This window comes from Halomonas sp. A11-A (assembly GCF_003182195.1).
Classification (GTDB): domain Bacteria; phylum Pseudomonadota; class Gammaproteobacteria; order Pseudomonadales; family Halomonadaceae; genus Halomonas; species Halomonas alkalicola.
This window is the reverse complement of record NZ_QGTM01000001.1, coordinates 165,079-191,280: the sequence shown is the minus strand read 5'-3', so window position 1 is coordinate 191,280 and position 26,202 is coordinate 165,079. Positions and strand designations below refer to the sequence as shown.

The 26,202-nt window shown below is 69.6% G+C and carries 22 protein-coding genes; 18 read left to right on the top strand and 4 right to left on the bottom strand.

From position 1 onward, the window contains the following. Positions 1-5 precede the first annotated feature (5 nt). From ftsL to lpxC, 14 genes are all read left to right on the top strand, one after another. Entirely contained in the window at positions 6-329 is a 324-nt protein-coding gene (gene ftsL / locus DER72_RS00885) for a cell division protein FtsL (protein WP_110068120.1), read from the top strand. Continuing rightward, the gene (locus DER72_RS00880; RefSeq protein ID WP_110068119.1) at positions 326-2,035 is read left to right on the top strand and encodes a penicillin-binding protein 2; all 1,710 of its coding nucleotides are present in this window, start codon (positions 326-328) and stop codon (positions 2,033-2,035) included. Before ftsL ends, DER72_RS00880 begins: the two co-directional genes overlap by 4 nt. A 51-nt stretch (positions 2,036-2,086) precedes the next feature. Continuing rightward, the gene (locus DER72_RS00875; RefSeq protein ID WP_110068118.1) at positions 2,087-3,613 is read left to right on the top strand and encodes a UDP-N-acetylmuramoyl-L-alanyl-D-glutamate--2,6-diaminopimelate ligase; all 1,527 of its coding nucleotides are present in this window, start codon (positions 2,087-2,089) and stop codon (positions 3,611-3,613) included. Then, positions 3,610-4,995, top strand: a complete 1,386-nt coding sequence (murF, locus tag DER72_RS00870) for a UDP-N-acetylmuramoyl-tripeptide--D-alanyl-D-alanine ligase (RefSeq protein ID WP_110068117.1) — start codon at positions 3,610-3,612, stop codon at positions 4,993-4,995. Before DER72_RS00875 ends, murF begins: the two co-directional genes overlap by 4 nt. Before the next feature lie 9 nt (positions 4,996-5,004). Then, on the top strand, positions 5,005-6,087 hold the full coding sequence (gene mraY / locus DER72_RS00865; RefSeq protein WP_110068116.1) for a phospho-N-acetylmuramoyl-pentapeptide-transferase: 1,083 nt from the start codon (positions 5,005-5,007) through the stop codon (positions 6,085-6,087). A gap of 44 nt (positions 6,088-6,131) precedes the next feature. Next, positions 6,132-7,511 carry a UDP-N-acetylmuramoyl-L-alanine--D-glutamate ligase gene (gene murD, locus DER72_RS00860; RefSeq protein ID WP_110068115.1) on the top strand — a complete coding sequence of 460 codons (1,380 nt, stop codon included), beginning with the start codon at positions 6,132-6,134 and terminating at the stop codon, positions 7,509-7,511. Then, positions 7,508-8,791, top strand: coding sequence for a putative lipid II flippase FtsW (ftsW, locus tag DER72_RS00855; protein WP_110068114.1), 1,284 nt, complete (start codon positions 7,508-7,510; stop codon positions 8,789-8,791). The genes murD and ftsW overlap by 4 nt, the downstream gene beginning before the upstream one ends. Then, positions 8,788-9,876, top strand: a complete 1,089-nt coding sequence (gene murG, locus DER72_RS00850) for an undecaprenyldiphospho-muramoylpentapeptide beta-N-acetylglucosaminyltransferase (RefSeq protein WP_375153249.1) — start codon at positions 8,788-8,790, stop codon at positions 9,874-9,876. The genes ftsW and murG overlap by 4 nt, the downstream gene beginning before the upstream one ends. A gap of 52 nt (positions 9,877-9,928) precedes the next feature. Next, complete coding sequence (gene murC, locus DER72_RS00845; RefSeq protein WP_110068113.1) at positions 9,929-11,341, top strand: UDP-N-acetylmuramate--L-alanine ligase; 1,413 nt, start codon at positions 9,929-9,931, stop codon at positions 11,339-11,341. After that, positions 11,338-12,267 (top strand): D-alanine--D-alanine ligase, encoded by a 930-nt coding sequence (locus DER72_RS00840; protein WP_110068112.1) that lies wholly within the window; start codon positions 11,338-11,340, stop codon positions 12,265-12,267. Before murC ends, DER72_RS00840 begins: the two co-directional genes overlap by 4 nt. Then, positions 12,264-12,989: a cell division protein FtsQ/DivIB gene (locus DER72_RS00835; protein WP_110068111.1), complete on the top strand. Its 726-nt coding sequence runs from the start codon at positions 12,264-12,266 to the stop codon at positions 12,987-12,989. Before DER72_RS00840 ends, DER72_RS00835 begins: the two co-directional genes overlap by 4 nt. A gap of 194 nt (positions 12,990-13,183) precedes the next feature. Continuing rightward, positions 13,184-14,473 (top strand): cell division protein FtsA, encoded by a 1,290-nt coding sequence (gene ftsA / locus DER72_RS00830; RefSeq protein ID WP_110068110.1) that lies wholly within the window; start codon positions 13,184-13,186, stop codon positions 14,471-14,473. A 34-nt stretch (positions 14,474-14,507) separates the two neighbouring features. After that, positions 14,508-15,683 (top strand): cell division protein FtsZ, encoded by a 1,176-nt coding sequence (ftsZ, locus tag DER72_RS00825; RefSeq protein ID WP_110068109.1) that lies wholly within the window; start codon positions 14,508-14,510, stop codon positions 15,681-15,683. Between the two features lie 112 nt (positions 15,684-15,795). After that, entirely contained in the window at positions 15,796-16,707 is a 912-nt protein-coding gene (gene lpxC / locus DER72_RS00820) for a UDP-3-O-acyl-N-acetylglucosamine deacetylase (protein WP_110068108.1), read from the top strand. Positions 16,708-16,793: 86 nt separating this feature from the next. Here lpxC and DER72_RS00815 read toward each other — a convergent pair whose 3' ends face one another. Further along, a complete protein-coding gene (locus tag DER72_RS00815; protein WP_110068107.1) occupies positions 16,794-17,255 on the bottom strand; it encodes a DUF721 domain-containing protein in 462 nt (153 codons plus the stop codon). A 116-nt stretch (positions 17,256-17,371) separates the two neighbouring features. Between DER72_RS00815 and DER72_RS00810 the strand changes: the two genes are divergently transcribed. The 4 genes from DER72_RS00810 to DER72_RS00795 all read left to right on the top strand — a co-directional run bounded on the left by DER72_RS00810 (position 17,372) and on the right by DER72_RS00795 (position 22,799). Further along, on the top strand, positions 17,372-17,743 hold the full coding sequence (locus DER72_RS00810) for a hypothetical protein (RefSeq protein ID WP_258306133.1): 372 nt from the start codon (positions 17,372-17,374) through the stop codon (positions 17,741-17,743). 59 nt (positions 17,744-17,802) lie between these two features. Then, entirely contained in the window at positions 17,803-20,532 is a 2,730-nt protein-coding gene (gene secA / locus DER72_RS00805; RefSeq protein WP_110068106.1) for a preprotein translocase subunit SecA, read from the top strand. 30 nt (positions 20,533-20,562) lie between these two features. Continuing rightward, positions 20,563-21,780, top strand: a complete 1,218-nt coding sequence (argJ, locus tag DER72_RS00800; RefSeq protein WP_110068105.1) for a bifunctional glutamate N-acetyltransferase/amino-acid acetyltransferase ArgJ — start codon at positions 20,563-20,565, stop codon at positions 21,778-21,780. A 71-nt stretch (positions 21,781-21,851) separates the two neighbouring features. Beyond that, positions 21,852-22,799: a Nudix family hydrolase gene (locus tag DER72_RS00795; RefSeq protein WP_110068104.1), complete on the top strand. Its 948-nt coding sequence runs from the start codon at positions 21,852-21,854 to the stop codon at positions 22,797-22,799. Between the two features lie 73 nt (positions 22,800-22,872). On the opposite strand, the gene DER72_RS00790 is transcribed toward DER72_RS00795, so the two are convergent. From DER72_RS00790 to DER72_RS00780, 3 genes are all read right to left on the bottom strand, one after another. Then, complete coding sequence (locus DER72_RS00790; RefSeq protein WP_110068103.1) at positions 22,873-24,384, bottom strand: uracil permease; 1,512 nt, start codon at positions 24,382-24,384, stop codon at positions 22,873-22,875. Positions 24,385-24,585: 201 nt separating this feature from the next. Then, positions 24,586-25,773, bottom strand: coding sequence for an amino acid aminotransferase (locus DER72_RS00785; RefSeq protein WP_110068102.1), 1,188 nt, complete (start codon positions 25,771-25,773; stop codon positions 24,586-24,588). Beyond that, positions 25,774-26,112: a 4a-hydroxytetrahydrobiopterin dehydratase gene (locus tag DER72_RS00780; RefSeq protein WP_110068101.1), complete on the bottom strand. Its 339-nt coding sequence runs from the start codon at positions 26,110-26,112 to the stop codon at positions 25,774-25,776. Positions 26,113-26,202: the final 90 nt, after the last annotated feature.

Genomic DNA, 26,202 nt, shown 5'->3' with positions numbered 1-26,202 from the left:
GCGATATGACACAGGGACGAATGTCGACATCCGGTTTCGGCTGGCCGCTGATCCTGCGGCTCACCCCCTCCCTGCTGGTGGTGGCCGCCCTGGTGGTGGCCAGCCTGGTCAGCGCCCTGGCGGTGATCACCACCAGCCACCTGACCCGTGAACAGTATGGCCGCCTGCAGCAGCTCGAGCGCGAGCAGAACCAGCTGCAGACCGAGTGGGGGCAGCTGCTGCTCGAGGAGAGCGCCTGGTCGTCGCCGGCGCGCATCGAACGGCTGGCCATGGAGCGCCTGGAGATGCGCCTGCCCGATGTGTACGAGGTCGAGGTGATCCGGCCATGAGCACCGAGGTCCGCAGCGGCGTCTCGCCCCGCCGCCCACCGCCCATGGCGCCCATGGGCGGATTTCGCTATGGCTTGATGCTGGCCATCGTGCTGCTGGGGCTGGGCCTGCTGGTGGGGCGCATCGTCATCCTCCACGTGGTCGACCGCCCCTTCCTGCAGGGGCAGGGCGACGCCCGCACCCTGCGTACCGACCCGATCCCCGCCCACCGCGGCATGATCAGCGACCGCAACGGCGAACCCCTGGCCATCTCCACGCCGGTGGTCACCCTGTGGGCCAATCCTCAGGACGTCCCGGAGGATCCCATCCAGCGGCTGCAGCTGGCCAGGGCGCTGGGCATGGAGCTCGATGACCTCGATGCGCGTCTGGCGCGCTTTGCCAGCCGGGAGTTCATGTTCCTGCGCCGCCAGCTGACGCCCCAGGCGGCCCAGCGGGTGCTGGACCTGCGCATCCCCGGGGTCTACCGCCAGGACGAATACAAGCGCTACTACCCGGCGGGGGAGGTGGCCGCCCAGCTGCTCGGGGTCACCAACGTCGACGATGTGGGGCAGGAGGGCCTCGAGCTCGCCTACCAGCCCTACCTGGCCGGCGAGCCGGGGCAGCGCCGCGTGCTGAAGGACCGTCGCGGGCGCCTGGTGCGCGACCTCGAGGTGCTGCGCGAAGCGCGCCCCGGCGGTGAGCTGACCCTTTCCATCGACCAGCGCCTGCAGTACATGGCCTATCGCGAGCTCAAGGCGGCGGTGGCCGAACATGACGCCGACGGTGGCGTGGTGGTGATGATGGACGCCCGCACCGGCGAGGTGCTGGCCATGGCCAACCAGCCCTCCTACAACCCCAACAACCGCGCCGGCCTCGACCCCCGCGGCCTGCGCAACCAGGCCATCGTCGACGTCTTCGAGCCCGGCTCCGTGATGAAGCCGCTGGCCATGGCCGCCATCATGGAGAGCGGTCAGTTCCCCCGCGACGTGGAGGTGGACACCTCGCCGGGCTGGATGCGCATCGACCGCTTCACCATCCGCGACATCCGCAACTACGGCAAGCTCGACCTGGCCGGTATCCTCGAGAAGTCCTCCAACATCGGCATGTCGAAGCTGGTGCTGGAACTCGACGACCCCCTGGTGCCGGACCTCTACCGCCGGCTCGGGTTCGGCCAGAGCCCGGAGACCGGCTACCCCGGCGAATCCACCGGCACCCTGCCGGCCCCGGTGCGCTGGTCGCGCAGCCAGTGGGCCGCGCTCTCCTACGGCTACGGCCTCTCCACGTCCGCCCTGCAGCTGGCCAGCGCCTACACCGCCATTGCCAACGGCGGCGAACGCCTGCCGCCGTCGCTGCTCAAGCTTCCCGAACCGCCGCCGGGGGAGCCGGCGATCGACCCAGGGGTGGCCCACGACCTGCTGCGCATCATGGAGGAGTCGGTGCAGCCGACCACCGGGGCGCGGCGCGCCATGGTGCCCGGCTACCGGGTGGCCGGCAAGTCCGGCACGGTGCGCAAGACCGGTGCCGGCGGCTATGTGCAGAACGCCTATCGCAGCCTCTTCGCCGGTATCGCGCCGGTCTCCGACCCGCGCATCGTCACCGTGGTGATGATCGACCACCCTCGTGGTGACAGCTACTTCGGCGGCGCCGTGGCGGCGCCGGTCTTCTCCCGCGTCGTGGGCAGCGCCCTGCGCCTGCTCGACGTGCCGCCCGACCAGCGCAGCCGCTGAGGCCCCCATGACCCTGAGCCCACTCCCGACCCGACAGCTGCGAGGCGAAACATGCAGGTGACCCCCTCTCGCCTGACGGCGACCCTCCAGCGCCTCTGGCCCGAGGCGCGCCCCTTGCCTGAACTCGCCGTAGCGACCCTCGGGCTCTCGACCGACAGCCGCCGTGCCGGGCCGGGCACGCTGTTCGTGGCGGTGCCCGGGGTGGCCGCCGATGGCCGCGACTTCATCGCGGCGGCGCTGGCAGCCGGGGCCTGTGCGGTGCTCTGCCACTCGGGCGATGAGCGCGCCTGCCCCGACGACCCACGCGTGGTGCCGCTGCCCGGCCTGCGCGAGCGGCTGGGGGAGCTGGGGCGCGAGCTCTTCGCGGTGCCGGACAGCCTGGAGCTGATTGGCGTCACCGGCACCAACGGCAAGAGCTCGGTGACCCACTATATCGCCGAGCTGAGTGAGGCGCTGGGAGTGTCGGCGGGGCTCGTGGGTACCCTGGGGTGCGGGCGCCTGGGTGCGCTGCACGACGGCGGCCTGACCACGCCGGGGCCGCTGGCGCTGCAGGCGGCGCTGGCCGAGCTGGCCGATGCGGGTGTTCGCCGGGTGGCCATGGAGGTCTCCTCCCACGCCCTGGAGCAGGGGCGCCTCGACGGCTGCCGGCTGGCCGCGGCGGTCTTCACCAACCTGACCCGCGACCACCTCGACTATCACGGCAGCATGGCCGCCTACGCCGCGGCCAAGGCCAGGCTCTTTCGCCGTGAGGAGCTGCGCCTTGCCGTGGTCAACGCCGATGACTCCCTGGCCCGGCTGATGCTGGCCGGGCTCCCCGGTGGTCAAGAGGGACGGGTGCGGGTGCTGGCCACCGGACAGGACGAGGCGGTGACCTTCCGGGTCATCGACTGGCACCCCCACGGTGCCGGCCAGCGGGCGCTGGTAGCCACCCCCGAGGGGGAGCGGGTGCTGGAGACCTCGCTGCTCGGTCGCTTCAACCTGGACAATGTGCTGCTGGCCATCGCCACCCTCTACGGGCTCGGGCATGGCATCGTCGAGCTCTTCGAGGCCGCCGCGGGCCTCGCTCCGGTGCCGGGGCGCATGGAGGCGCTGGTGCGCCCCGGCGCGCCCACCGTGGTGATCGACTACGCCCACACCCCCGATGCCCTGGACAACGCCCTGGCCGCCCTGCGCGCCCACCGGCCGGCGGATGGCCGGCTGTGGTGCCTGTTCGGCTGCGGCGGCGACCGCGACCCGGGCAAGCGGGCGCTGATGGCGGCCGCCGCCGAGCGCCACGCCGACCGCCTGGTGGTCACCGACGACAACCCCCGCGGGGAGGATCCGGCCGCGATCCGCGCGGCGGTGCTGGCCGGGCTCTCCGCCGGCGCGCGCCGGCAGGCGCTGGAGATCGCCGGGCGTGGCGCGGCGATCGCCCGGGTGCTGGCCGATGCCGACGTCGAGGACCTAGTGGTGATCGCCGGCAAGGGCCACGAGACCTACCAGGAGATCGCTGGCGTGCGGCATCCCTTCTCGGATCTGGTCGAGGCCGAGCGCGCCCTGGCCGCCTGGGCGCCGGCCGACGGGGAGGCGACGCCATGAGCCGCTGCGGATTGACCACCCTGGCCGAGGTGGCCGAGGCGCTGGGCCTCGAGGCGCCGGCGGCGGAGTTGCCCATCGACGCGATCGTCACCGATACCCGTCGGTTGAGCCCGGGCAGCCTGTTCGTCGCCCTGCGCGGCGAGCGCTTCGATGCTCACGACTTCCTCGACAAGGCCCGGGAGGCCGGCGCCGCGGCGGTGCTGGTCGAGGCCGGCGCCATGGCGGACAGGGCTCGCCCGGAGAACCTGGCGCTGCTCGAGGTGGCCGATACCCGCCTGGCCCTGGGGCTGCTCGGCCGCGCCCGGCGCCGCGCCTGGGGCGGCCCCCTGGTGGCGGTGACCGGCAACAGCGGCAAGACCACCGTCAAGGAGATGCTGGCCGTCATCCTGGCGCGGCGAGGGGCGACCCTGGCCACCCGGGGCAACCTCAACAACGACTTCGGCGCGCCGCTGACCCTGCTCGAGCTAGCCCCCGAGCACCGCCAGGCGGTGGTGGAGCTCGGTGCCAACCACCTCGGTGAGATCGCCTGGACCAGCGTGCTGGCCGAGCCCGGGGTGGCGGTGATCACCAACGTCACCGGCGCCCACGTCGGCGAGTTCGGTGGCATGGGGCGCATCGCCCAGGCCAAGGCGGAGATCCTCACCGGCCTGCCGGCCGACGGGGTGGCGGTGCTCAATCGCGACGACGCCTACTTCGCCACCTGGGCGCGCCTCGCCGCGCCGCGGGAGGTGCGCGACTTCGGCCTCGATCCCCGCGCCCGGGTCACCGCCCGGGCGCTGGCCTGCGATGCCCTGGGGCGCTATGCTTTCACGCTTGTCGCCGACGGCGCCGAGCTGGGGCGCGTGCAGCTCGGTCTGCTGGGGCGCCACAATGTGGCCAATGCCCTGGCGGCGGCGGCGGCGGCCCTGGCCATGGGCCTGGCCCCCGACGAGGTGGTGGCAGGCCTTGCCGAGGCGGTGCCGATGCCGGGACGGCTCTCCGTCGTGCCGGGCATCAACGGCTCACGCCTGCTGGATGATACCTATAATGCCAACCCCGGCGCGGTGAGGGCGGCGCTCGACCTGTTGGTCACGCTGCCCGGCCCCCACTGGTGCCTGCTGGGCGCCATGGGGGAGCTGGGGGAGGCGTCCGAACGGCTGCATGCCGAGATCGGAGATTACGCACGGAAACTGGGAATCGACTTCCTCGGCACCTGCGGCGAGGCGGCCCGTGCCGCCTCCCGGGCCTTCGGTCCAGGCGGGTGCCACTTCCAGGAGCGCGAGGCGCTGGTGCGTCACGCCCTCCACCATCTTCCTCCCGGCGCCAGCGTGCTGGTCAAGGGATCGCGCAGTGCCGCCATGGAGCAGGTGGTGACGGCACTGCGCCAGGATCGATCAAGGTGAACGCGATACATGCTGCTCTATCTGGCTGAGTTCCTGGCGCAATACTTCAGCGCCTTCAACGTCTTCAACTACCTGACCCTGCGCATGATCCTGGGCACCATCACCGCTCTCGGGCTCTGCCTATGGTTAGGGCCGGTGATGATCCGCCGCCTGGTCGAGCGCCAGATCGGACAGGCGGTGCGCGACGACGGCCCCCAGTCACACCTCTCCAAGGCCGGCACGCCCACCATGGGCGGGGCCATGATCCTGATGGCCATCGCCGTCAGCACCCTGCTGTGGGGCGATCTCGGCAATCACTACGTCTGGATCGTGCTGGGGGTGACCCTGGGCTTCGGGGCCATCGGCTGGGTCGACGACTATCGCAAGGTGGTCGAGAAGAACCCCCGCGGCCTGCCCGCGCGCTGGAAGTACCTCTGGCAGTCGGTGGTCGGCCTGGCCGCCGCGGTGCTGCTCTACGCCACCGCGGCCTCGCCGGTGGAGACCAGCCTGATCGTGCCGCTGTTCAAGGACGTGGTGGTGCCGATGGGGGTGTTCTTCATCGTGCTGACCTACTTCGTGATCGTCGGCAGCTCCAACGCGGTGAACCTCACCGACGGCCTCGACGGCCTGGCGATCATGCCTACCGTGCTCGTGGCCATGGGCCTGGCGGTGTTCGCCTACGCCACCGGCAATGCGGTGTTCGCCAACTACCTGCAGATCCCCTTCATTCCCGGAGCCGGGGAGCTGGCCGTGTTCTGCGCCACCATCGCCGGCGCGGGGCTCGGCTTCCTGTGGTTCAACACCTACCCTGCCCAGGTCTTCATGGGCGACGTGGGGGCCCTGGCGCTGGGAGCGGCGCTCGGCGTGGTGGCGGTGATCGTGCGCCAGGAGATCGTGCTCTTCATCATGGGCGGCGTCTTCGTGATGGAGACCATCTCGGTGATCCTGCAGGTGGGTTCCTACAAGCTCACCGGGCGGCGCATCTTCCGCATGGCCCCGCTGCACCACCACTATGAGCTCAAGGGCTGGCCCGAGCCACGGGTCATCGTGCGTTTCTGGATCATCACCGTGGTGCTGGTGCTCATCGGCCTGGCCACCCTCAAGGTGCGCTGAGCGAGGCCCTCCACGCGGCCCTCCACGCGGGCAAGGAGCAGGATATGGTCAAGGTGCCGGCAGGCGTCACTCTGGTGGTCGGGCTCGGGATCTCGGGCCGCGCCATCTGTCGTCATCTGGAGCGCCAGCGGGTGCCCTACATGGTGGCCGATACCCGTGCCGTGCCGCCGGGCATCGACGACTTCCACGCGGCCCACCCCGGCGTGACCATCCACTGCGGCCCGCTGACCGCCCTCGACCTCTCCGAGGTGGAGGAGGTGGTGGTGAGCCCGGGCATCGACCCGCGCACCCCGGGCCTCGACGCTCTGGCCCGGCGCAGCCGCGAGGCCACCGGCGAGCCGCTGGTGGTCGGCGAGATCGCGCTCTTCGTGCGCGCCGCCAGGGCGCCCATCGCGGCCATCACCGGCTCCAACGCCAAGTCCACCGTGACCACCCTGGTGGGGGAGATGGCCGCCGAGGCGGGCCGCCGCGTGGCGGTGGGGGGCAACCTGGGCACCCCGGCCCTGGACCTGCTCGCCGACGAGCCCGACGCCGACTTCTACGTGCTGGAGCTCTCCAGCTTCCAGCTCGAGACCACGCCCAGGCTCGGTGCCGAGAGTGCGGCCTTTCTCAACCTCTCCGAGGATCACCTGGACCGCCACGGCGACATGGCCGGCTATCGGGCCGCCAAGCTCGGCATCTTCCGCGGGGCGCGTCACGGGGTGGTCAACGCCGAGGACCCCAACACCTGGCCGGAGCAGCGGCTGCCCTTTCAGGACAGCTTCACCACCCGCCCACCCGAGGCCGGCGAGTGGGGCATCGGCCGCCACCGGGATGCCGACTGGCTGATGCATGGCGACACGCCGCTGATGCCCGCCGCCGAGGTGCGCCTGGCCGGTCGCCACAACCAGGCCAATGCCCTGGCCGCGCTCGCCATGGGGCGCCGGCTGGGCCTGCCCATGGAGCCGATGTGCCGGGTGCTGCGGCGCTTTCCGGGGTTGCCCCATCGTGGCGAGGTGGTGGCCGAGGTGGGCGGCGTGCGCTGGATCAACGACTCCAAGGGCACCAACGTGGGGGCCACCCTGGCCGCCATCGCCGGGCTCGGCCCGACCCTGGCGGGCCGCCTGATCCTGCTGGCCGGCGGCGTCGGCAAGGGGGCCGACTTCGCCCCCCTGGCCGAGCCCCTGGCCCGCCATGGCCGCGAGGCGATCCTCTTCGGCCTGGATGCCGAGCGCCTGGCGCGCGCCCTGCGCGGGCGGCTGCCGCTGACCGAGGTGGAGGACCTGGCCGCGGCCATGGCCCGGGCCGCCGAGATCGCCGAGCCCGGCGACTGCGTGCTGCTTTCGCCGGCCTGTGCGAGCCTCGACCAGTTCGCCAACTACCAGGAGCGGGGCGAGGTGTTCCGGCGCTGGGTGCGCCGCCACCTGGCCGAGGAGGAGGCATGAAGCGCGCGCCCCGGTTCGCCCGGCTCTCCCGGCTCCGCGAGCGGCTCTCCACCCGCGACCAGCCCTTCGACGGCTGGCTGCTGATCGCGACCCTGTCGCTGATGCTGATCGGCTGGGTGATGGTGACCTCGGCGTCATCGGAGGTGGCGGCGAGCCTGACCGGCAATCCCTGGTACTTCAGCATCCGTCACGGCCTCTTCCTGGTGATGGCGCTGGCCGCGGCCGTCTTCGTGCTGCGCATTCCCCTGGGGTGGTGGAAGGTCAACGGTCCGCTGCTGCTGCTGGTGGGCATCGCCCTGCTGGTGCTGGTGCTGCTGGTGGGGCGCGAGATCAACGGCAGCAAGCGCTGGATCTCGATCCCCGGGGTGCCCTTCAACCTGCAGGCCTCCGAGGTCGCCAAGCTCTGCCTGATCGCCTACATGGCTGGCTACCTGGAGCGCTTCCTGCCCCAGGTGCGCCGGCAGTGGGGCGCCTTCCTGCGTCCGCTGCTGATCCTGGCCATCATCGGTGTGCTGCTGATCCTCGAGCCGGACTACGGCGCCGTGGTGGTGATGACCGGCTGCGTGATGGGCATGCTGCTGATGGCCGGTGCCCCCTGGGGGCGCTTCCTGCTGCTGGCGCTGCTGGTCGCCGCCGGCGGGGCCCTGCTCGCCATCGCCGAGCCCTACCGCCTGGCGCGCCTGGCCAGCTTCGCCGACCCCTGGGCGGACCAGTTCGCCAGCGGCTACCAGTTGACCCAGGCGTTGATCGCCTTCGGCCGCGGCAGCTGGCTGGGCATGGGGCTCGGCAACAGCGTCCAGAAGCTCTTCTACCTGCCCGAGGCCCACACCGACTTCGTCTTCGCGGTGCTCGCCGAGGAGCTCGGCCTGTTCGGCGCCGTGGGGGTGGTGGGGCTCTTCGCGCTGCTGATCTGGCGGGCCATGGCGGTGGGCCGCCGTGCCGAGCTGGCCCGGCTGCCCTTCGCCGCCTACCTCAGCTACGGCATCGCCCTGGTGATCGGCGCCCAGGCCTTCATCAATATCGCCGTGAGCAGCGGCATGCTGCCCACCAAGGGACTGACCCTGCCGCTGCTCAGCTACGGCGGGTCGAGCCTGCTGGTCAGCGCGGTGATGATGGCGCTGCTGCTGCGGGCCGACATCGAGACCCGCCAGGCCCAGCGGCGGGCGAGCCCCGCGGCGCCCAGGGGGGATGGACGCCGGGAGCCCTCCCTGGCAGCGTCGGCTCCCGCTTCCTCGCCACTTTCTCAACGACCTGCTCAACGACAAGGAGTCACCAAGTGAGCAAGCGACCGGGACGCCGTGTCCTGATCATGGCCGGAGGCACCGGCGGCCACGTCATCCCTGCCCTCTCCCTGGCCCGGGGCCTGGACGCCGAGGGGGTGGAGGTGGCCTGGCTGGGCAGCCCCCGCGGCATCGAGAACCGCCTGGTGCCAGCGGCCGGTATTCCCCTGCATCGTATCGCGGTATCGGGGCTGCGCGGCAACGGTGCGGCCGGCTGGCTGCTGGCGCCGTTCAACCTGACCCGCGCCGTGTGGCAGGCGTGGCGCGTGATCCGTGCCTTCGACCCCCAGCTGGTGGTGGGGCTGGGTGGCTTCGCCAGCGGCCCCGGCGGTCTCGCCGCCTGGCTGGCGCGCCGCCCCCTGGTGATCCACGAGCAGAACGCCGTGGCGGGGCTCACCAACCGCGCGCTGTCACGCCTGGCGCGGCGCGTCTACGCCGCCTTTCCCCAGGCCTTCCCCGGTCGCGCCGAGGTGGTCGGCAACCCGGTGCGCGCCGAGATCGCCGCCCTGGGTGAGTCGCCCCGCCCGGCCGCGGCGATGCGTGGCCGGCGCCTGCGCCTGCTGGTGGTGGGCGGCTCGCTGGGGGCCCAGGCGCTCAACGAGCGTCTCCCCGAGGCCCTGGCTCGCCTGCCGGAGGGCGAGCGACCCGAGGTACGCCACCAGGCGGGGCGCGACAAGGACGCCGCCACCCGCGAGGCCTACGCCCGCGAGGGCGTGAGCGCCGAGGTGACGCCCTTCATCGATGACATGGCCGAGGCCTACGGCTGGGCCGACCTGGTGGTCTGCCGGGCGGGCGCCCTGACGGTGGCGGAGCTGGCCGCCGCGGCCCGGCCGGCGCTCTTCGTGCCCTTTCCCTTCGCGGTGGACGATCATCAGACCGCCAACGCCCGAGCGCTGGTGGAGGAGGGGGCCGCCGAGCTGCTGCCCCAGACCGACCTCACGGCGGCGACGCTGGCCGATCGGCTGGCGGCGCTGCTCGATCCCGATACCCTTGCCACCATGGCCGTGCGAGCGAGGGCCTGCGCGCACCTCGACGCCGTCGAGCGCCTGGTGGCCGGCTGCATGGAGACAGGTTTTGAGCGATAGCACGTCACGGCCGGTTCCCGGCCAGTCCGTCCCCCCCGAGCGGGGCCTTGGCATGCGCCGGATCCGGCACATCCATTTCGTGGGCATCGGCGGCGCCGGCATGTGCGGCATCGCCGAGGTCCTGGCCAACCAGGGCTATACGGTCAGCGGCAGCGACCTGAAGGCGTCGACGGTGGTGGCGCGGCTGCGCCAGTGCGGCATCACGGTCGCCATCGGCCACGATGCCGACCATGTGGTCGGCGCCGATGTCGTGGTGGTCTCCACCGCGGTGGACGAAGCCAACCCCGAGATCGTCTGGGCCCGGGAGCACCGGGTGCCGGTGGTGCGCCGCGCCGAGATGCTCGCCGAGCTGATGCGTTTCCGCCACGGCATCGCCGTGGCCGGGACCCACGGCAAGACCACCACGACGAGCCTCACCGCGACCCTGCTCGGCGAGGGGGGGCTCGACCCCACCTTCGTGATCGGCGGGCGGCTGACCAGCGCCGGCACCAATGCCCGGCTGGGGGAGGGCGACTACCTGGTGGCCGAGGCGGACGAGTCCGACGCCTCCTTCCTGCACCTGCAGCCCATGGTCTCCATCGTCACCAACATCGATGCCGACCACATGGCCACCTACGGCGGCGACTTCGAGAAGCTCAAGACCACCTTCCTCGAGTTCCTGCACAATCTGCCGTTCTATGGCCTGGCGATCCTGTGCATCGACGATGACAACGTGCGCGGCCTGCTCGACCGGGTGCATCGCCAGTTCATCACCTACGGCTTCAGCGAGGACGCCGACTACCGCATCGCCGACTTCGCCCAGCAGGCCGGCGAGATCCGCTTCACCGCCCATCGCCCCGGCGGGCTGGCGCCGCTCGCCGTTCGGCTGGCCATGCCCGGCCGCCACAACGCCCTGAACGCCCTGGCGGCCATCGCCGTGGCCACCGATGCCGGGGTCGACGACGACGCCATCCTGCGCGGCCTGGCCGGCTTCCAGGGGGTGGGACGTCGCTTCCAGGTGCAGGGGCATTTCCCGGCGCCGGGCGGCGAGGGCGAGGTGATGCTGGTGGACGACTACGGCCACCACCCTCGCGAGGTGGAGATGGTGATCCGGGCGGTACGCGCCGGCTGGCCCGAGCGGCGCCTGGTGATGCTCTACCAGCCCCACCGCTACTCGCGCACCCGCGACCTCTATGAGGACTTCGTGCGGGTGCTCTCCGGCGTCGACACCCTGCTGCTGCTGGACGTCTACAGCGCCGGCGAGGCGCCGATTCCCGGCGCCGAGGGTCGCACCCTGGCCGGTTCCATCCGCCAGCGCGGTGAGGTGGACCCGATCTTCGTCCAGGAGAAGGGCGAACTGCCGGGCCTGCTGGCCCGGGTGCTGCGCCCGGACGACATCCTGATCACCCAGGGCGCCGGCGACGTGGGCGGCATCTCCCTGGCCCTGGCCGAGGCGGCCCTTGAGCTCGACGAGGTGACCCTATGAGCCTGGTGAACGACCTCGGCCGCGTGGCCGTGATCTACGGCGGCAGCTCCGCCGAGCGGGAGGTCTCGCTGAAGAGCGGGGCGGCGGTGCTGGCGGCGCTCACCCGTGCCGGCGTGAATGCCATCGGCTACGACCCCGCCGATGGCGGGCTGGTGGGGCTCGAGGCCCTGGCCCCGGACCGCGTCTTCATCGCCCTGCACGGCCGCGGCGGCGAGGACGGCACCCTGCAGGGGGCGCTGGAGCTGCTCGGTATTCCCTATACCGGCAGTGGCGTGCTCGCCTCGGCCCTGGGCATGGACAAGCAGCGCACCAAGCTGGTGTGGCAGGCACTCGGCCTGCCCACGCCGGAGTCGGTGATGCTGGAGACCGACGCCGACTGGTCGGCGGTGGTGGCGCGCCTCGGCCTGCCGCTGATCGTCAAGCCGGTACACGAGGGCTCGACGCTGGGCATCAGCATCGTCGAGAGCGCCGAGGCCCTGGCGGCGGCCTACCACGAGGCGGCCCGCTTCGACGCCCGGGTGATGGCCGAGCGCTTCATCAAGGGCGACGAGTATACGGTGTCGCTGCTTGGCGACGAGGTGCTGCCGGCGATCCGCGTCGAGGTGCCCGGGGGCTTCTACGACTACGAGGCCAAGTACCTCTCCGACGAGACGCGCTACCACCTGCCCTGCGGGCTCGCCGATGCCGAGGAGGCCGAGCTCGGCGAGCTCTGCCGTCGCGCCTTCGAGGCGGTCGGCGCCGAGGGCTGGGGGCGCGTCGACGTGATGCGCGACGCCGAGGGGCGCTTCTGGCTGATCGAGATCAACACCTCGCCGGGCATGACCGACCACAGCCTGGTGCCCCAGGCCGCGGCCCACGCCGGCATCGACTTCGAGGCCCTGGTGCTGCGCATCCTGGCCAGTACCCTGGAGGCGAAGCGGGCATGACGCGTCGCGGTGGCCTGCTCGGGGTGGTGCTGCTGCTGGTGCTGTTCGGCGCCGGCGGTCGGGCCCTGTGGTTGTGGCTCGACCGGCCCATCGAGCGGGTCTCCATCGCCGGCGAGTTCACCCACGTCAGCGCCGACTACCTGCGCGATGAGCTGGCGCCGCTGATCCGCGGCCGCACCTGGCTGTCGGTCAACGTGGCCGAACTGCGCCAGGAGGCGCTGGCCATCGACTGGCTCGCCGAGGTGCGGGTCACTCGGGAGTGGCCCAATGCGCTGACCTTCGAGCTGGTCGAGCAGATTCCGGTGGCACGCTGGAACGACGACTACCTGCTCAATCCCGAGGGCGAGCCCTTCGCCTTCGGCCCGGTGTCGCCGCCCGGCGACCTGCCGGATCTCGCCGGTCCCGCCGGCAGCGGGGCGGAGGTGCTGGCCTACCACGAACGGCTGGCCACCCGCTTCGGCGCCATGGGCCTCGAGCTCTCCCAGCTGCGCCTGGAGCCCCGCGGCGCCTGGCGCTTCCAGCTGGACGATGGGGTCTGGGTGATGCTCGGTCGCAACGACCGCGAGGCGCGGCTGGGCAGGCTCTCCGCGGCCTGGCAGCGGCAGCTCGGCTCCCAGGCGTCGCATATCCGCTACATCGACCTGCGATACCCCAACGGCGTGGCCGTTGCCTGGCACGGTGAATCCGACCCCGCCGAGGATGATGAGTCGGCCGAGGGCTGAGACCATTTTCTCCGCAAAGGCGCATGTTCGAGGGACTGCGCCTGTTTCTTTTGAGGCAAAATCACCGTATCGTGAAAGGTGAATTTTTCTGTGGGGTGGAGGATCAACCCGAGTTGTTCCTATAATTGCCCCCAGGTTCATTTTCCGTGTTGCAGGCCCCGAAGCGGGCCAGGTTCTAGGAGAGTTCCCGACTCATGGCAGGTCCTTCCAATGCGTCCAATATGGTAGTCGGGCTGGATATCGGAACGTCCAAGGTCGTGGCGATCGTGGGTCAGCCCACCGACGATGGCGGCATCGAGATCGCCGGTATCGGCTCGCACCCCTCCCGCGGCATGAAGAAAGGGGTGGTGATCAACATCGAATCCACGGTGCTCTCCATCCAACGCGCCGTGGAGGAGGCCGAGCTGATGGCCGGCTGTGATATCCATTCGGTCTATGTCGGCGTCGCCGGCAGCCATATCAGCTCCATGAATTCCGATGGCGTGGTGGCGATCAAGGAGCGCGAGGTCACCCCCTCCGACATCGATCGCGTCATCGACTCCGCTCGGGCCCGGGCCATCTCCGAGGGCCAGCGGGTCCTTCATGTGCTGCCTCAGGAGTTCTCCATTGACACCCAGGGCGGCATCCGCGAGCCGCTGGGCATGTCCGGGGTGCGCCTGGAAGCCCGGGTGCACCTGGTCACGGCGGCGCTGAACGCCGTGCAGAACATCGAGAAGTGCGTGCGCCGCTGCGGCCTCGAGGTCGATGCCATCATCCTCGAGCAGCTCGCCTCGAGCATGGCGGTGCTCACCGAGGACGAGCGGGAGCTGGGCGTCTGCATGGTGGACATCGGCGGCGGCACCACCGATATCGCCGTGTTCACCGAGGGGGCGATTCGCCATACCGCGGTGATCCCCATCGCCGGGGACCAGGTCACCAACGACATCGCCATGGCCCTGCGCACCCCGACCCAGCACGCCGAGGAGATCAAGGTCAAGTACGCCTGCGCGCTGACCCAGCTGGCCGCCAGCGACGAGCTGATCAAGGTGCCCAGCGTCGGCGACCGCCCGGCCCGTGACCTCTCCCGCCAGGCGCTGGCCGAGGTGGTGGAGCCGCGCTACGAGGAGCTCTTCACCCTGGTGCGCGACGAGCTGCGCCGCAGCGGCTACGAGGATCTGGTGGCCGCCGGGGTGGTGCTGACCGGCGGCACCGCGCGCATGGAAGGGGTGGTGGAGCTGGCCGAGGAGATCTTCCACATGCCGGTGCGCATCGCCTGCCCGCAGAACGTGCGCGGCCTGGCCGATGTGGTCCGCAACCCGATTTATTCGACCGGAGTCGGTTTGCTACATTACGCTCTGCAGGAAAATCGGCAGGGGCATGGTCGACAGACACAGGGCAGCTTGGTGCCGGTTCAGGCGCGGCGTGAGGACGCCGGCCGTCGCGGCTTCGGGGAAAGCATACCGGCGCTGGCAAGGTTCAAGGGCTGGTTGAAAGGAAATTTCTGACAGGGTCGCCATGGCGACCCAGGAGACGGGGCAAATGTTTGAACTGGTAGATAGCGCACCCTCAAGCAGCGCGGTCATCAAGGTGATCGGTGTCGGCGGCGGCGGCGGCAACGCCGTCAATCATATGGTCGAGAGCAACATCGAGGGCGTGGAGTTCATCTGCGCCAACACCGATGCCCAGGCGCTCAAGCGGGTCTCCGCCAAGACCGTGCTCCAGCTCGGCACCGAGATCACCAAGGGGCTCGGTGCCGGCGCCAATCCCGAGGTGGGGCGCCAGGCGGCCATGGAAGACCGCGAGCGGATCGCTGAGCTGCTCAACGGTGCCGACATGGTCTTCATCACTGCCGGGATGGGCGGTGGTACCGGCACCGGCGGTGCCCCGGTGGTGGCTCAGGTGGCCAAGGAGCTGGGTATCCTCACCGTGGCGGTGGTGACGCGCCCCTTCCCCTTCGAGGGTCCCAAGCGCATGCGCGCCGCCGAGGAGGGGATGCGGGAGCTCTCCGAGCACGTCGACTCACTGATCACCATTCCCAACGAAAAGCTGCTCTCGGTGCTGGGCAAGAGCGCCAGCCTGCTGACCGCCTTCAGCGCCGCCAACGATGTGCTGCTGGGCGCCGTTCAGGGCATCGCCGAGCTGATCACAAGCCCCGGCATCATCAACGTCGACTTCGCCGACGTGCGCACCGTGATGTCCGAGATGGGCATGGCGATGATGGGCTCCGGCAGCGCCATCGGCGAGAACCGCGCCCGGGAAGCCGCCGAGAAGGCCATTCGCAGCCCGCTGCTCGAGGACGTCGACCTCCACGGTGCCCGTGGCATCCTGGTCAACATCACCGCCGGCCCCGATCTCTCCATCGGCGAGTTCAACGACGTGGGCGCCACCGTTCAGGAGTTCGCCTCCCAGGACGCCACCATCGTGGTGGGCACCTCCATCGACATGGAAATGTCCGACGAGCTGCGTGTCACCGTGGTGGCCGCCGGGCTCGACGGCCGTCAGCAGGCCAAGGCCGCGACCCGCGAGCCGGCCAAGCGTGTCGAGGCAGGCAGCGACTATCGTCAGCGTCAGGTGCAGCCAGCCATGCGCCAGCAGGCCGCCCGCGCCGCCGCCGAGCCGGAGGAAGTCGCCAAGCCGCGTGCCGAGAAGCGACGCTCCCAGGAGCTTGATGACTATCTCGATATCCCGGCCTTCCTGCGACGCCAGGCGGATTGAGGGGCGCTATCGAGCCCATAGGGCGTGCCGGGAGAGGTTTCTTTGTCGAAACGCCCGTTCGGTGTTATAGTGAACAGTGTTTGATAACCCGACAACAGCCTGGCCACCTCTCATGATCAGACAACGCACCCTGAAGAACGTCATCCGCGCCACGGGCGTCGGCCTGCACTCTGGAAAGAAGGTCTACATGACCCTTCGCCCGGCGCCCGTGGATACCGGCATCGTCTTCGTGCGCACCGATCTGGATCCCGAGGTGCAGATTCCGGCGAAGGCCCACAACGTCACCGACACCACCCTGTGCACCGCGCTCTCCTCGGGCGGCGCCAAGGTGGCCACGGTGGAGCACCTGATGTCGGCCCTGGCCGGACTCGGCATCGACAACGCCTATGTCGACCTCAGCGCCCCCGAGGTGCCGATCATGGACGGCAGTGCTGGCCCCTTCGTGTTCCTGATCCAGTCCGCCGGCATCAGCGAGCAGCATGCGCCCAAGAAGTTCATCCGCATCAGGCGCGAGATCACGGTGACCGAGGGCGACAAGGAGGCCACCTTTCGCCCGCATCAGGGCTTCAAGGTTGCCTTCTCCATCGACTTCGACCATCCGGTGTTCGAGGAGCAGACCCAGACGGCCATGGTAGACTTCTCTACCACCTCCTTCGTCAAGGAGGTGTCGCGGGCCCGCACCTTCGGCTTCATGCGTGACCTGGAGTACCTGCGCTCCAACAACCTGGCGCTCGGTGGCAGCCTCGACAACGCCATCGTGGTGGACGACTACCGCATCGTCAACGAGGGTGGCCTGCGCTACGACGACGAGTTCGTCAAGCACAAGGTGCTGGATGCCATCGGTGATCTCTACCAGCTCGGCCACAGCCTGATCGGCGAGTTCCGCGGGGTGAAGTCCGGTCACGCCCTCAACAACCAGCTCTGCCGCGCCCTGCTGGCCCAGCCCCACGCCTACGAGATCGTCACCTTCGAGGAAGAGGCCGCCGCCGCGCCCATCTCCTACGCGGCCCCGGCCATGGCCTGACGCCATCTCGCCCCTCGCCCGTGGCATCGAGAAGGCCCGCCAGCATCTGGCGGGCCTTTCTTGCTATGGGGCTCGGGGCGTTGCCGTCATGGCTCGCGCGCGGCATGGGCGGCCAGTCGCTGGAGCGCTGCCTTGAGCCGCGGGTCGACCACGTCCTCGGCGCAGCTCGCGAGTTCATCGGCCGCTCGGGCCGGCAGATGGCGCACCTGGCGCAGCGGCGCCTTGACCGGTCGTACCGGGCGGACCTTGAGGGTGAAGCCGGTCACCGCCTCGAAGCCGGGCAGCTGGTGAAGCCGTTCGAGCAGTCGCGGCTGCTCGTAGCGCAGCCGGGTGAGCCAGGCCGCGCGGTCGGTGATCAGTGTCAGGCGACCATCGCGAAAGCCGCCCACGTGCAGGTGCTCGGCCACTTCCGGGGGGAGCTGGTCACGCAGGTGCTGCTGAGCGCGCTCGATCAGTCGCGCCATGCGCATCAGCGAACCGAGTTCGCCGTGGCCGTCGAGCAGGCGGGTCATGGGCTGGGCGCGGAAGCGCTTAGCCTTTATACTCATGGGCTTGTTTCTCGGGGCCCTGTGCCGGCATGCCGCACAGGGCGCTATTCTCACTCTCTCTCTGCGCCGGGCGCTGATGCCCGCCAGCCTAGCACGCTCGGGAGTCCATCGACAGCATGCCCGCTCGCACCCAGCATGACGATGCCAAGTCGCCCGCCGCCATGAGCCGGCGGCGTCCGGCGCGCTGGTGGCTGGCCGGACTGCTGGTGGGGTGCCTGCTGCCGGCCGGCCTGGCCCAGGGTGAGACGCTGCGCCAGGCCGAGCGCCTGGTGCAGGTATGCATCCTGGCACCGGCGCTGATCCGGGCCAGCTCCCGGCTTCAGGCACGCCGCCGCGCGCGGCGTGCCTGGCCGCTGCGCGTCCTCGGTCGCCCCGGCGCGCGTGGGCGACGCCCCCTACCGCCATCCCCCTGCCGTCGTCTGGCGACCGCGGCCCATGATGTCCTGACCCGCCGGGGTCCGCCCTGCGTCGGCACGCTGAACCCCTGATCCTGGCCGGCTGCCTCGGGCGGTTGGCACGTTGCCATACGCAAAGACTGGACCCCCCTATGATCAATTCCCTGTTACGCAAGGTCGTTGGCTCCAAGAACGATCGTGAAGTGAAACGCATGAGCCGCCTGGCCGAGCGCATCACCCTTCTCGAGCCGGAGCTGCAGGCGTTGGACGACGCCTCTCTGCGGGCGCGCACCGAAACCTTCCGTGGCCGTCTCGACGCCGGCGAGACACTCGATGACCTGCTCGTCGAGGCCTTCGCCACCGTGCGCGAGGCGGGCAAGCGGGTGATGGGCATGCGCCACTTCGATGTGCAGATGATCGGCGGCATGACCCTGCACAATGGCCGCATCGCCGAGATGAAGACCGGCGAGGGCAAGACCCTGGTGGCGACCCTGGCCGTCTACCTGAATGCCCTGCCCGGCAAGGGCGTGCACGTGGTCACGGTGAACGACTACCTGGCGCGCCGTGACGCCGAGTGGATGCGTCCGCTCTATGAGTTCCTCGGCCTCACCGTCGGCATCATCCATGCCGGGCAGACCAGCGAGGAGAAGCGCGCAGCCTACGGCTGCGACATCACCTACGGCACCAACAACGAGTTCGGCTTCGACTACCTGCGCGACAATATGGCCTTCTCGCTGGAGGACAAGGTCCAGCGCGGGCTCAACTTTGCCATCGTCGACGAGGTAGACTCGATCCTGATCGATGAGGCGAGGACGCCGCTGATCATCTCCGGCGCCGTCGATGAGAATACCGAGCTCTACAAGGTCGTGGATCGCCTGGCGACCCACCTGGTGGCCTGTGAGGACCCCGAGGAGCCGGCCAGCGGTGATTTCCTGCTCGACGAGAAGCACAAGCAGGTGGAGATCACCGAGACCGGCCACGCCAAGGTCGAGGAGCTGATGCGGGCGGAGGGGCTGCTGGGCGAGGAGGACTCCCTCTACGCGGCCCAGAACCTCAATCTGCTGCACCACATGCACTCGGCGCTGCGCGCCCGTCACCTCTACCACCGTGACGTGGACTATATCGTTGCCGACGGCCAGGTGGTGATCGTCGACGAGCACACCGGGCGCACCATGCCGGGGCGGCGCTGGTCCGAGGGCCTGCACCAGGCGGTTGAGGCCAAGGAGGGCGTGGCAGTGCAGCGCGAGAGCCAGACCCTCGCCTCGACCACCTTCCAGAACTACTTCCGCCTCTACGACAAGCTGGCCGGCATGACTGGTACCGCCGACACCGAAGCCTTCGAGTTCCGCCAGATCTACGGCCTCGACGTGGTGGTGATTCCTACCAACAAGCCGCTGGTGCGCCGCGACCTCAACGACCTGGTCTACCTGACCGCCGAGGAGAAGTTCGAGGCCATCATCAAGGACGTCCAGGCCGAGACCGAGGCCGGACGCCCGGTGCTGGTGGGGACCGCCTCCATCGAGACCTCCGAGTACCTGGCCGGGCTGATGAAACAGGCCGGCCTCACCTTCAATGTGCTCAACGCCAAGCAGCACCAGAGCGAGGCGGAGATCATCGCCCAGGCGGGCCGCCCCGGCGCCATCACCATCGCCACCAACATGGCCGGCCGCGGCACCGACATCATGCTGGGCGGCAACTGGGAGGCCGAGGCGGCCAAGCTCGACAACCCGAGCCCCGAGCAGCTCGAGGCGCTCAAGGCCGCCTGGCAGGAGCGCCACGATGCGGTGCTGGCCGCCGGCGGCCTGCACGTGATCGGCACCGAGCGGCACGAATCGCGGCGCATCGACAACCAGCTGCGCGGCCGCGCCGGTCGCCAGGGGGACCCGGGTTCCACCCGTTTCTTCCTGTCGCTGGAGGACAGCCTGATGCGGCTGTTCGGCTCCGACCGGGTGCAGCGCATGATGAAGGCCCTGGGCCTGGAGCGCGGCGAGGCGATCGAACACAAGATGGTCTCCAACGCCGTGGAGCGCGCCCAGAAGAAGGTCGAGAGCCGCAACTTCGATATCCGCAAGCAGCTGCTTGAATACGATGACGTGGCCAACGACCAGCGCCGGGTGATCTACGAGCAGCGCAACGAGATCCTCGCCGCCGAGCAGGTCTCCGAGGCCGTGACCGGCATTCGCCAGGAGGTGCTGGACCTGGCCATCAGCGACTATGTGCCGCCCCAGAGCCTGCCCGAGCAGTGGGATCTCCCCGGGCTTCAGGACCACCTCAAGACCGAGTTCAACCTGGACGTCCCGGTGGTGCAGTGGGCCGAGGAGGATGACCGCTTCCACGAGGAGCAGCTGCGCGAGCGCCTGCAGACCCTGCATCGCGAGGCCTACGAGGCCAAGGTGGCCGAGGCCGGCGAGGCCCTGATGCGCCGCTTCGAGAAGCAGGTGATGCTGCAGGTGCTCGACACCCGCTGGAAGGAGCACCTGCAGTCCATGGACCACCTGCGCCGGGGCATCCACCTGCGCGGCTACGCCCAGAAGAACCCCAAGCAGGAGTACAAGCGCGAGTCCTTCGAGCTGTTTCAGAACCTGCTGGCCAATATCAAGGCCGACGTGACGCGCATCCTCAGCCATGTGCAGGTGCGGCGTCCCGAGGAGGTCGAGGAGCTCGAGCAGAAGCGTCGCGAGGCGCTGGAGCGCGAGAAGGCCATGGCGGACAGCCGTCACGAGGGTCCCGATGCACTCGACCGCCCGGAGGAGTCGGGGGCGCCGCTGCCGGGAGCGGATGGACGCCCGGTGCGCCGGGAGGGGCCCAAGGTGGGCCGCAACGATCCCTGCCCCTGCGGGTCGGGCAAGAAGTACAAGCAGTGCTGTGGCAAGCTGGATTGAGCTGCCGCCCAGCAGACAGGAGACGAGACGATGGCAGTGGGTAATGCAAGCTTTCCCGAGATGCCGGCGATCCCCGGCGTGCGCTTGGGTACCGCCATGGCGGGCATCAAGAAGGCCAACCGCCGTGACCTGGTGGTGATCGAGGCGCCCGCCGGTGCCCGCGTGGCGGGGACCTTTACCCGCAACGCCTTCTGCGCGGCACCGGTCACCGTGGCCCGCGAGCACCTGGCCTCCGGCCAGTCGGCCCGCTACCTGGTGATCAATACCGGCAACGCCAATGCCGGTACCGGCGAGGTAGGGCTTGCCGATGCCCGCGCCACCTGCGCCGAGCTGGGACGCTTGGCCGGGGTGCCTGGCGAGGCCGTGCTGCCGTTCTCCACCGGGGTGATCGGCGAACCGCTGCCCATGGAGCGGGTACTGGCGGGCCTGCCCGTGGCGCTGGCGAACCTGGGGGAGGAGGGGGCGTCCTGGCGCCAGGCCGCCGAGGGCATCCTCACCACCGACACCCGCGTCAAGGGCGCCAGCGTGACCCTGGCGCTGGGGGAGGCCACGTTCACCATCAACGGCATCGCCAAGGGCTCAGGCATGATCCAGCCCAACATGGCGACCATGCTGGCCTTCGTGGCCACCGACGCCACCCTCGACCAGGCGCTGCTCGAGGAGATGCTGCGCGAGACGGTGGATCGCTCCTTCAACTGCATCACCGTGGACGGCGATACCTCCACCAACGACGCCTGCATGCTGATCAGTACCCAGCAGGGGCCGCGGGTCGAGGGGGAGGAGGCCATCGCCATCTTCCGCAACGGTCTGCAGCGGGTCATGACCGAGCTGGCCCAGGCGATCATTCGCGACGGCGAGGGGGCGACCAAGTTCGTGACCCTGCAGGTGAACGGAGCCTCGAGCCGTCAGGAGGCTCTCGACGTGGCCTTCACCGTGGCCAACTCGCCGCTGGTCAAGACCGCGCTCTATGCCTCGGATGCCAACTGGGGCCGAATACTGGCGGCGGTCGGCCGTGCGCCGGTCGAGGACTTCGATGTCTCCCGGGTGACCATCGACCTGGGCGAGGTTCGCCTGGTGGAGGCCGGTGGCCGGGCCCCCTGCTACACGGAAGAGGCCGGTAGTGCGGTGATGGCCAGGGAGGAGATCCCCATTCGCATCGACCTGGGGCGCGGGGAGGAGAGCGCCACGGTATGGACCACCGACCTCTCCCATGAGTATGTAACCATCAACGCCGACTATCGCAGCTGAGCGATCGGTCAGCCGCCGGACAGAGCATCCTGCCCCCGAGGGCGGGCCAGTTGGAAAGGTGAATGAACGCAATGGTGAAGAGAAGGGTGCATGTGGCGGCCGCCGCCATCATCAGTGCCGACGGCGGGCAGGTCCTGATCGCCCGCCGGCCCAGCAACGTCGACCATGGCGGGCTGTGGGAGTTTCCGGGAGGCAAGCTGGCGCCGTACGAGACAGGCCTCGGCGGGCTCAAGCGCGAACTCCATGAGGAGCTCGGGGTGGAGATCCAGCGCGCGCAGCCGCTGATCCGCATCCACCACGAGTATCCCGACAAGCACATCCTGCTCGACGTCTGGCAGGTGCATGAGTTCTCCGGCGAGCCCTTCGGCCGCGAGGGGCAGGCGGTGCGCTGGGTGCCCATGGAGGAGCTGGTCAACTACCCCTTCCCGGCGGCCAACCTGCCGATCCTGCGTGCCGTCGCGCTGCCGACCGAGTACCTCATCACTGCCGAGGAGGAGGACGAGGGTCTCTACCTTCAGCGCCTCGAGCGTGCCCTGGTGGAGGATCGCGTCCGCCTGGTGCAGCTGCGCGCCAAGCAGCTCGACGAGACCGCCTACCTGGCCCGCGCCGAGGCCACCCTGGCGCTGTGTCGCCAGCATGGGGCTCGCCTGCTGCTCAACGCCGAGCCCGAGCTCCTCGAGCGGGTCGATGCCGACGGTATCCATCTCACCAGCGAATGGCTGATGCGCCTCGAGCGTCGCCCCATCGCCGAGGGGAAGTGGCTGGCGGCCTCAACCCACGATCGCGAGCAGCTGGGCCAGGCCGGCAAGCTGGGCTGCGACTTCGTGACCCTCTCGCCGCTGCGCACCACCCCCTCCCACCCCGAGGTGCCCCCCATGGGCTGGCATGACTTCCAGCAGCTGGTGGAGCGTGCCGCCATGCCGGTCTTCGCCCTGGGCGGCATGACCCGCTTCGATGCCAACCACGCCCGTGCCGTGGGGGCCCAGGGGATCGCCTCGATCCGCGACTTCTGGAAATAGCGGCACGGCCGAACGCCCGATAACCGCAGCGCGCCCCGCCATCCGGTGGGGCGCGCTGCGTTCGTGGGCAGGGCTAGGAGCGCCCCGAGGGCCCCGCGGCCAGGCGCTGCTGCCAGGCGAAATAGAGGAACAGGGCCCCCATCACCAGGTAGCCCACCACATAGTCCGGGGCGGCATTGAGGGCAAGCGCCGGGGCATGCATCAGGCCCACGAAGGAGAAGCCTGCGGCCACGGCGGCGAAGGCGGCGGCGCGACGGAACTGGTGGTCGATCACCGAGACCGTCATGGCGCCGATCAGGATCGCCATGAACATGGCGCCCTGGCCCAGCGGCACGATCCCGGTGGAGATGCCGGTCACCGTCTCCTCGGCGGCGCGTCCGAAGCGGGTCATCACGTAGTTGGCGAAGTAGGGCAGCATGGCCAGTGCCACCGCGGGGTAGTAGCGGGTGTCGTTGCTCTGGAAGGCGGTGGCGATCATCGACATGCCCACGAAGATCAGGATTGGCGCCACCACCGAGACCGGGATGATGGCGGCCAGGGCGGCGATCAGGCCGAACATGGTGGCCAGGCCGTAGACCGCACCATTGAGCAGGCTGTAGCCGCGCCCGGCGCCCATCCACTTGGCGCCCACGGTTGCGATGTAGACGGTGGTGGGGAAGACGCCGCCGAACAGGGCGCCGATCATGGTGCCGGCGCCGTCCACCGCCTGGCACTCGCGCACGTCGTACCTGTCACCGGCGGCCTCCATGGCCTCGACGTTGTTCATGGTCTCGATGGCGTTGTAGAGGGTAATCGGCAGCACCACGGTGAGCACCGCCAGCATGCCGGTGAAAAGCAGCCCCAGCCCCTCGAACCAGGCGAGGTTGGGCAGCAGCGGGTAGAAGCCCAGGTGGGTGAAGGCATCGCTGAAGCGCTCGCCGCCGGCATCTCCGATCAGGTAGGCCATGGCGGTCCCCACCACGATGGCGAAGAGCGAGGTGGGCAGCCGGAAGGGCATGGCGACCCGGGCCACCAGGCCGACGATGATGATCGCCAGCACCAGCAGGCCGATCACTGGCATCTCCAGGGTCTTGAACAGCATCTCGCCGGCGATGAAGGTCAGCGCCACCCCGGCCACGGCGCCGAGCATCGCCGCCCGGGGCAGGTGATGCTGGGCCCAGCGGCCGATCAGGCTGATGAGTGCCTCGATGGCGCCGCTGATGAAGCAGGCGGCCACCGCTACCTTCCAGGCCAGTTCGGCATCGCCGGTGAGCTGCTTGGCGGGCAGCAGCACGCCGAACAGGAAGACGAACATCACCGGGGTGGAGATGCCGTAGGAGAGAGCGGTGACGTCGGCGCGGTTCTCCTTCCTGGCCAGGCGCGCCGCGCTCCAGGCGTAGTAGAAATTGCCCACCATCACGGCCACCGCGGCGCCGGGCAGCACCTGGCCGAAGACGATCGACGCCGTGAAGCCCATGCCGAGCATGGTGATGGCGATGATCACGAAGTTGGCGATGTTGTTCTGGAACAGGGCGAAGAAGGCGTCGGTGTCCTCCTTCCTGTACCAGGGATAGTGCACGGGGGAGCTGCCGGGGGTAGCCGCCATGGGGAGCCTCTTGCTGTTGGAGAGGTTGTGTACAAGGCAGCCATCAGTCTGTATGCAGATTGACTGATTGGTCAAGCCCTCGCTGCCGGGGGTGCCCCGAGGCCGCCCTGATCCCCGGTGCAGCGAAAAACAGGGGGAGTCTACCCGAAACGAAAACGCCCGGGCAGGGCCCGGGCGTCGGCTTGGCTGGCGGCGCGGCGATCAGTTGACCGCGGCGACGGCCTTGGCCAGGTAGGGCAGGTTCTCGTGGGAGAAGCCCGCCACGTTGGCGCGGCCGGAGCGCACCATGTAGATGCCGAACTCGTCGCGCAGGCGATCGACCTGCTCAGGCGTCAGGCCGGTGTAGCTGAACATGCCGCGCTGCTCGGCGATGTGGGCATACTTCTGGTCGAGGCCGTAGGGCTTCAGGGCTTCGACGAAGTCGCGACGCAGGGTGTTGATGCGGTCGCGCATCTCGGTGAGCTCCTCGCGCCAGATGGCGGCGAGCTCCGCGGAGTGCAGGATCTCGCTGACGATGGCGCCGCCGTGGGCCGGCGGGTTGGAGTAGTTCTCGCGGGCTACGATGGCGATCTGCGAGCGGACGTTCTCCATCTGCTCGGCGTTCTTCGCCACCATGATCAGGGCGCCGGTACGTTCGCAGTAGATGCCGAAGTTTTTGGAGCAGGAGCTGGTGATGATCACCTCGTCGAGCTGCTCGGCCAGCAGGCGCACGGCGTAGGCGTCCTCCTCCAGGCCCTCGCCGAAGCCCTGGTAGGCGAAGTCGACCAGCGGCAGCAGGTTGCGCTCGCGCAGCACCCCAAGCACGGTCTGCCACTGCTCCCGGGAGAGGTCGAAGCCGGTGGGGTTGTGGCAGCAGGCGTGCAGCACCACCACGTCGCCCTCGGGAATCTGCTTCAGGGCGGCGAGCATGCCGTCGAAGTCGAGGCGGTTGTCGGCGTCCACATAGGGGTACTTGTGCAGCGCGATGCCGGCGGCGGTGAAGATGCCGTGGTGGTTCGGCCAGGTCGGGTCGGAGACCCAGATCCCCTTGCCGGGCAGCTCCTTGGCGATGAAGTCGGCCGCCAGGCGCAGGGCTCCGGTGCCGCCGGGTGACTGGGTGGCGCTGGCGCGGTTCGCCGCGAGGACCGGAGAGCTCTCGCCCAACACCATCGGCAGCACCACCTCGCCGTACGCGGGCGCCCCGTGGGAGCCGATGTAGGTCTTGGTGGTCTCGTTCTTGAGCAGCAGGGCCTCGGCTTCCTTGACCGCGCGCATCACCGGGGTGTTGCCCTGGGCATCCTTGTAGACGCCGACGCCGAGGTCGACCTTCTGGGGGTTGGTATCCTTCTTGAAGGCCTCGATGAGACCGAGGATGGCGTCCCCGGGAACCCGCTCAATGTGTTCGAACATTTAATTCGCTACCTCGTCGGTTCTGGCGGCAAGAATGAAGTCGTTCCTGTGCAGCCCCTTGATCTTGTGGGACCACCAGGTCACGGTCACCTTGCCGTATTCGGTCAGCAGGGCCGGGTGGTGATTCGCCGCCTCGGCGATCGCACCGACGCGGTTGGTGAAGGCCAGCGCCTGCTTGAAGTCGGGGAAGGTGAAGGCCCGCTCCAGCTGCATGATGCCATCGCGCTCGACGATCTTCCACTGGGGGATCTCCGGCTTGAGCAGCGCGATCTCGGCCTCGCTGACGGTGGGGGCGCCCTTGCGGCAGGCCTCGCAGGCCTCTCGGGAAAGCTGGCTCATGGTGTGGCTCCCGGGGTGATGACATGACCCTGTCAAGGTCGTGCAGACGCCGCGAGGCGTCAAGCGCTGGAGGCAGGAGGCGCGCTCTGC

Coding starts and splice junctions, on each gene's coding strand:
- DER72_RS00840 (WP_110068112.1), top strand. CDS start 11,338: ATGAGCCTGGTGAACGACCTCGGCCGCGTGGCCGTGATCTACGGCGGC.
- DER72_RS00875 (WP_110068118.1), top strand. CDS start 2,087: ATGCAGGTGACCCCCTCTCGCCTGACGGCGACCCTCCAGCGCCTCTGG.
- DER72_RS00810 (WP_258306133.1), top strand. CDS start 17,372: ATGCCCGCTCGCACCCAGCATGACGATGCCAAGTCGCCCGCCGCCATG.
- DER72_RS00880 (WP_110068119.1), top strand. CDS start 326: ATGAGCACCGAGGTCCGCAGCGGCGTCTCGCCCCGCCGCCCACCGCCC.
- mraY (WP_110068116.1), top strand. CDS start 5,005: ATGCTGCTCTATCTGGCTGAGTTCCTGGCGCAATACTTCAGCGCCTTC.
- ftsW (WP_110068114.1), top strand. CDS start 7,508: ATGAAGCGCGCGCCCCGGTTCGCCCGGCTCTCCCGGCTCCGCGAGCGG.
- argJ (WP_110068105.1), top strand. CDS start 20,563: ATGGCAGTGGGTAATGCAAGCTTTCCCGAGATGCCGGCGATCCCCGGC.
- ftsA (WP_110068110.1), top strand. CDS start 13,184: ATGGCAGGTCCTTCCAATGCGTCCAATATGGTAGTCGGGCTGGATATC.
- DER72_RS00835 (WP_110068111.1), top strand. CDS start 12,264: ATGACGCGTCGCGGTGGCCTGCTCGGGGTGGTGCTGCTGCTGGTGCTG.
- lpxC (WP_110068108.1), top strand. CDS start 15,796: ATGATCAGACAACGCACCCTGAAGAACGTCATCCGCGCCACGGGCGTC.
- DER72_RS00790 (WP_110068103.1), bottom strand. CDS start 24,384: ATGGCGGCTACCCCCGGCAGCTCCCCCGTGCACTATCCCTGGTACAGG.
- murF (WP_110068117.1), top strand. CDS start 3,610: ATGAGCCGCTGCGGATTGACCACCCTGGCCGAGGTGGCCGAGGCGCTG.
- murC (WP_110068113.1), top strand. CDS start 9,929: ATGCGCCGGATCCGGCACATCCATTTCGTGGGCATCGGCGGCGCCGGC.
- DER72_RS00795 (WP_110068104.1), top strand. CDS start 21,852: ATGGTGAAGAGAAGGGTGCATGTGGCGGCCGCCGCCATCATCAGTGCC.
- ftsL (WP_110068120.1), top strand. CDS start 6: ATGACACAGGGACGAATGTCGACATCCGGTTTCGGCTGGCCGCTGATC.
- ftsZ (WP_110068109.1), top strand. CDS start 14,508: ATGTTTGAACTGGTAGATAGCGCACCCTCAAGCAGCGCGGTCATCAAG.
- DER72_RS00780 (WP_110068101.1), bottom strand. CDS start 26,112: ATGAGCCAGCTTTCCCGAGAGGCCTGCGAGGCCTGCCGCAAGGGCGCC.
- murD (WP_110068115.1), top strand. CDS start 6,132: ATGGTCAAGGTGCCGGCAGGCGTCACTCTGGTGGTCGGGCTCGGGATC.
- DER72_RS00785 (WP_110068102.1), bottom strand. CDS start 25,773: ATGTTCGAACACATTGAGCGGGTTCCCGGGGACGCCATCCTCGGTCTC.
- DER72_RS00815 (WP_110068107.1), bottom strand. CDS start 17,255: ATGAGTATAAAGGCTAAGCGCTTCCGCGCCCAGCCCATGACCCGCCTG.
- secA (WP_110068106.1), top strand. CDS start 17,803: ATGATCAATTCCCTGTTACGCAAGGTCGTTGGCTCCAAGAACGATCGT.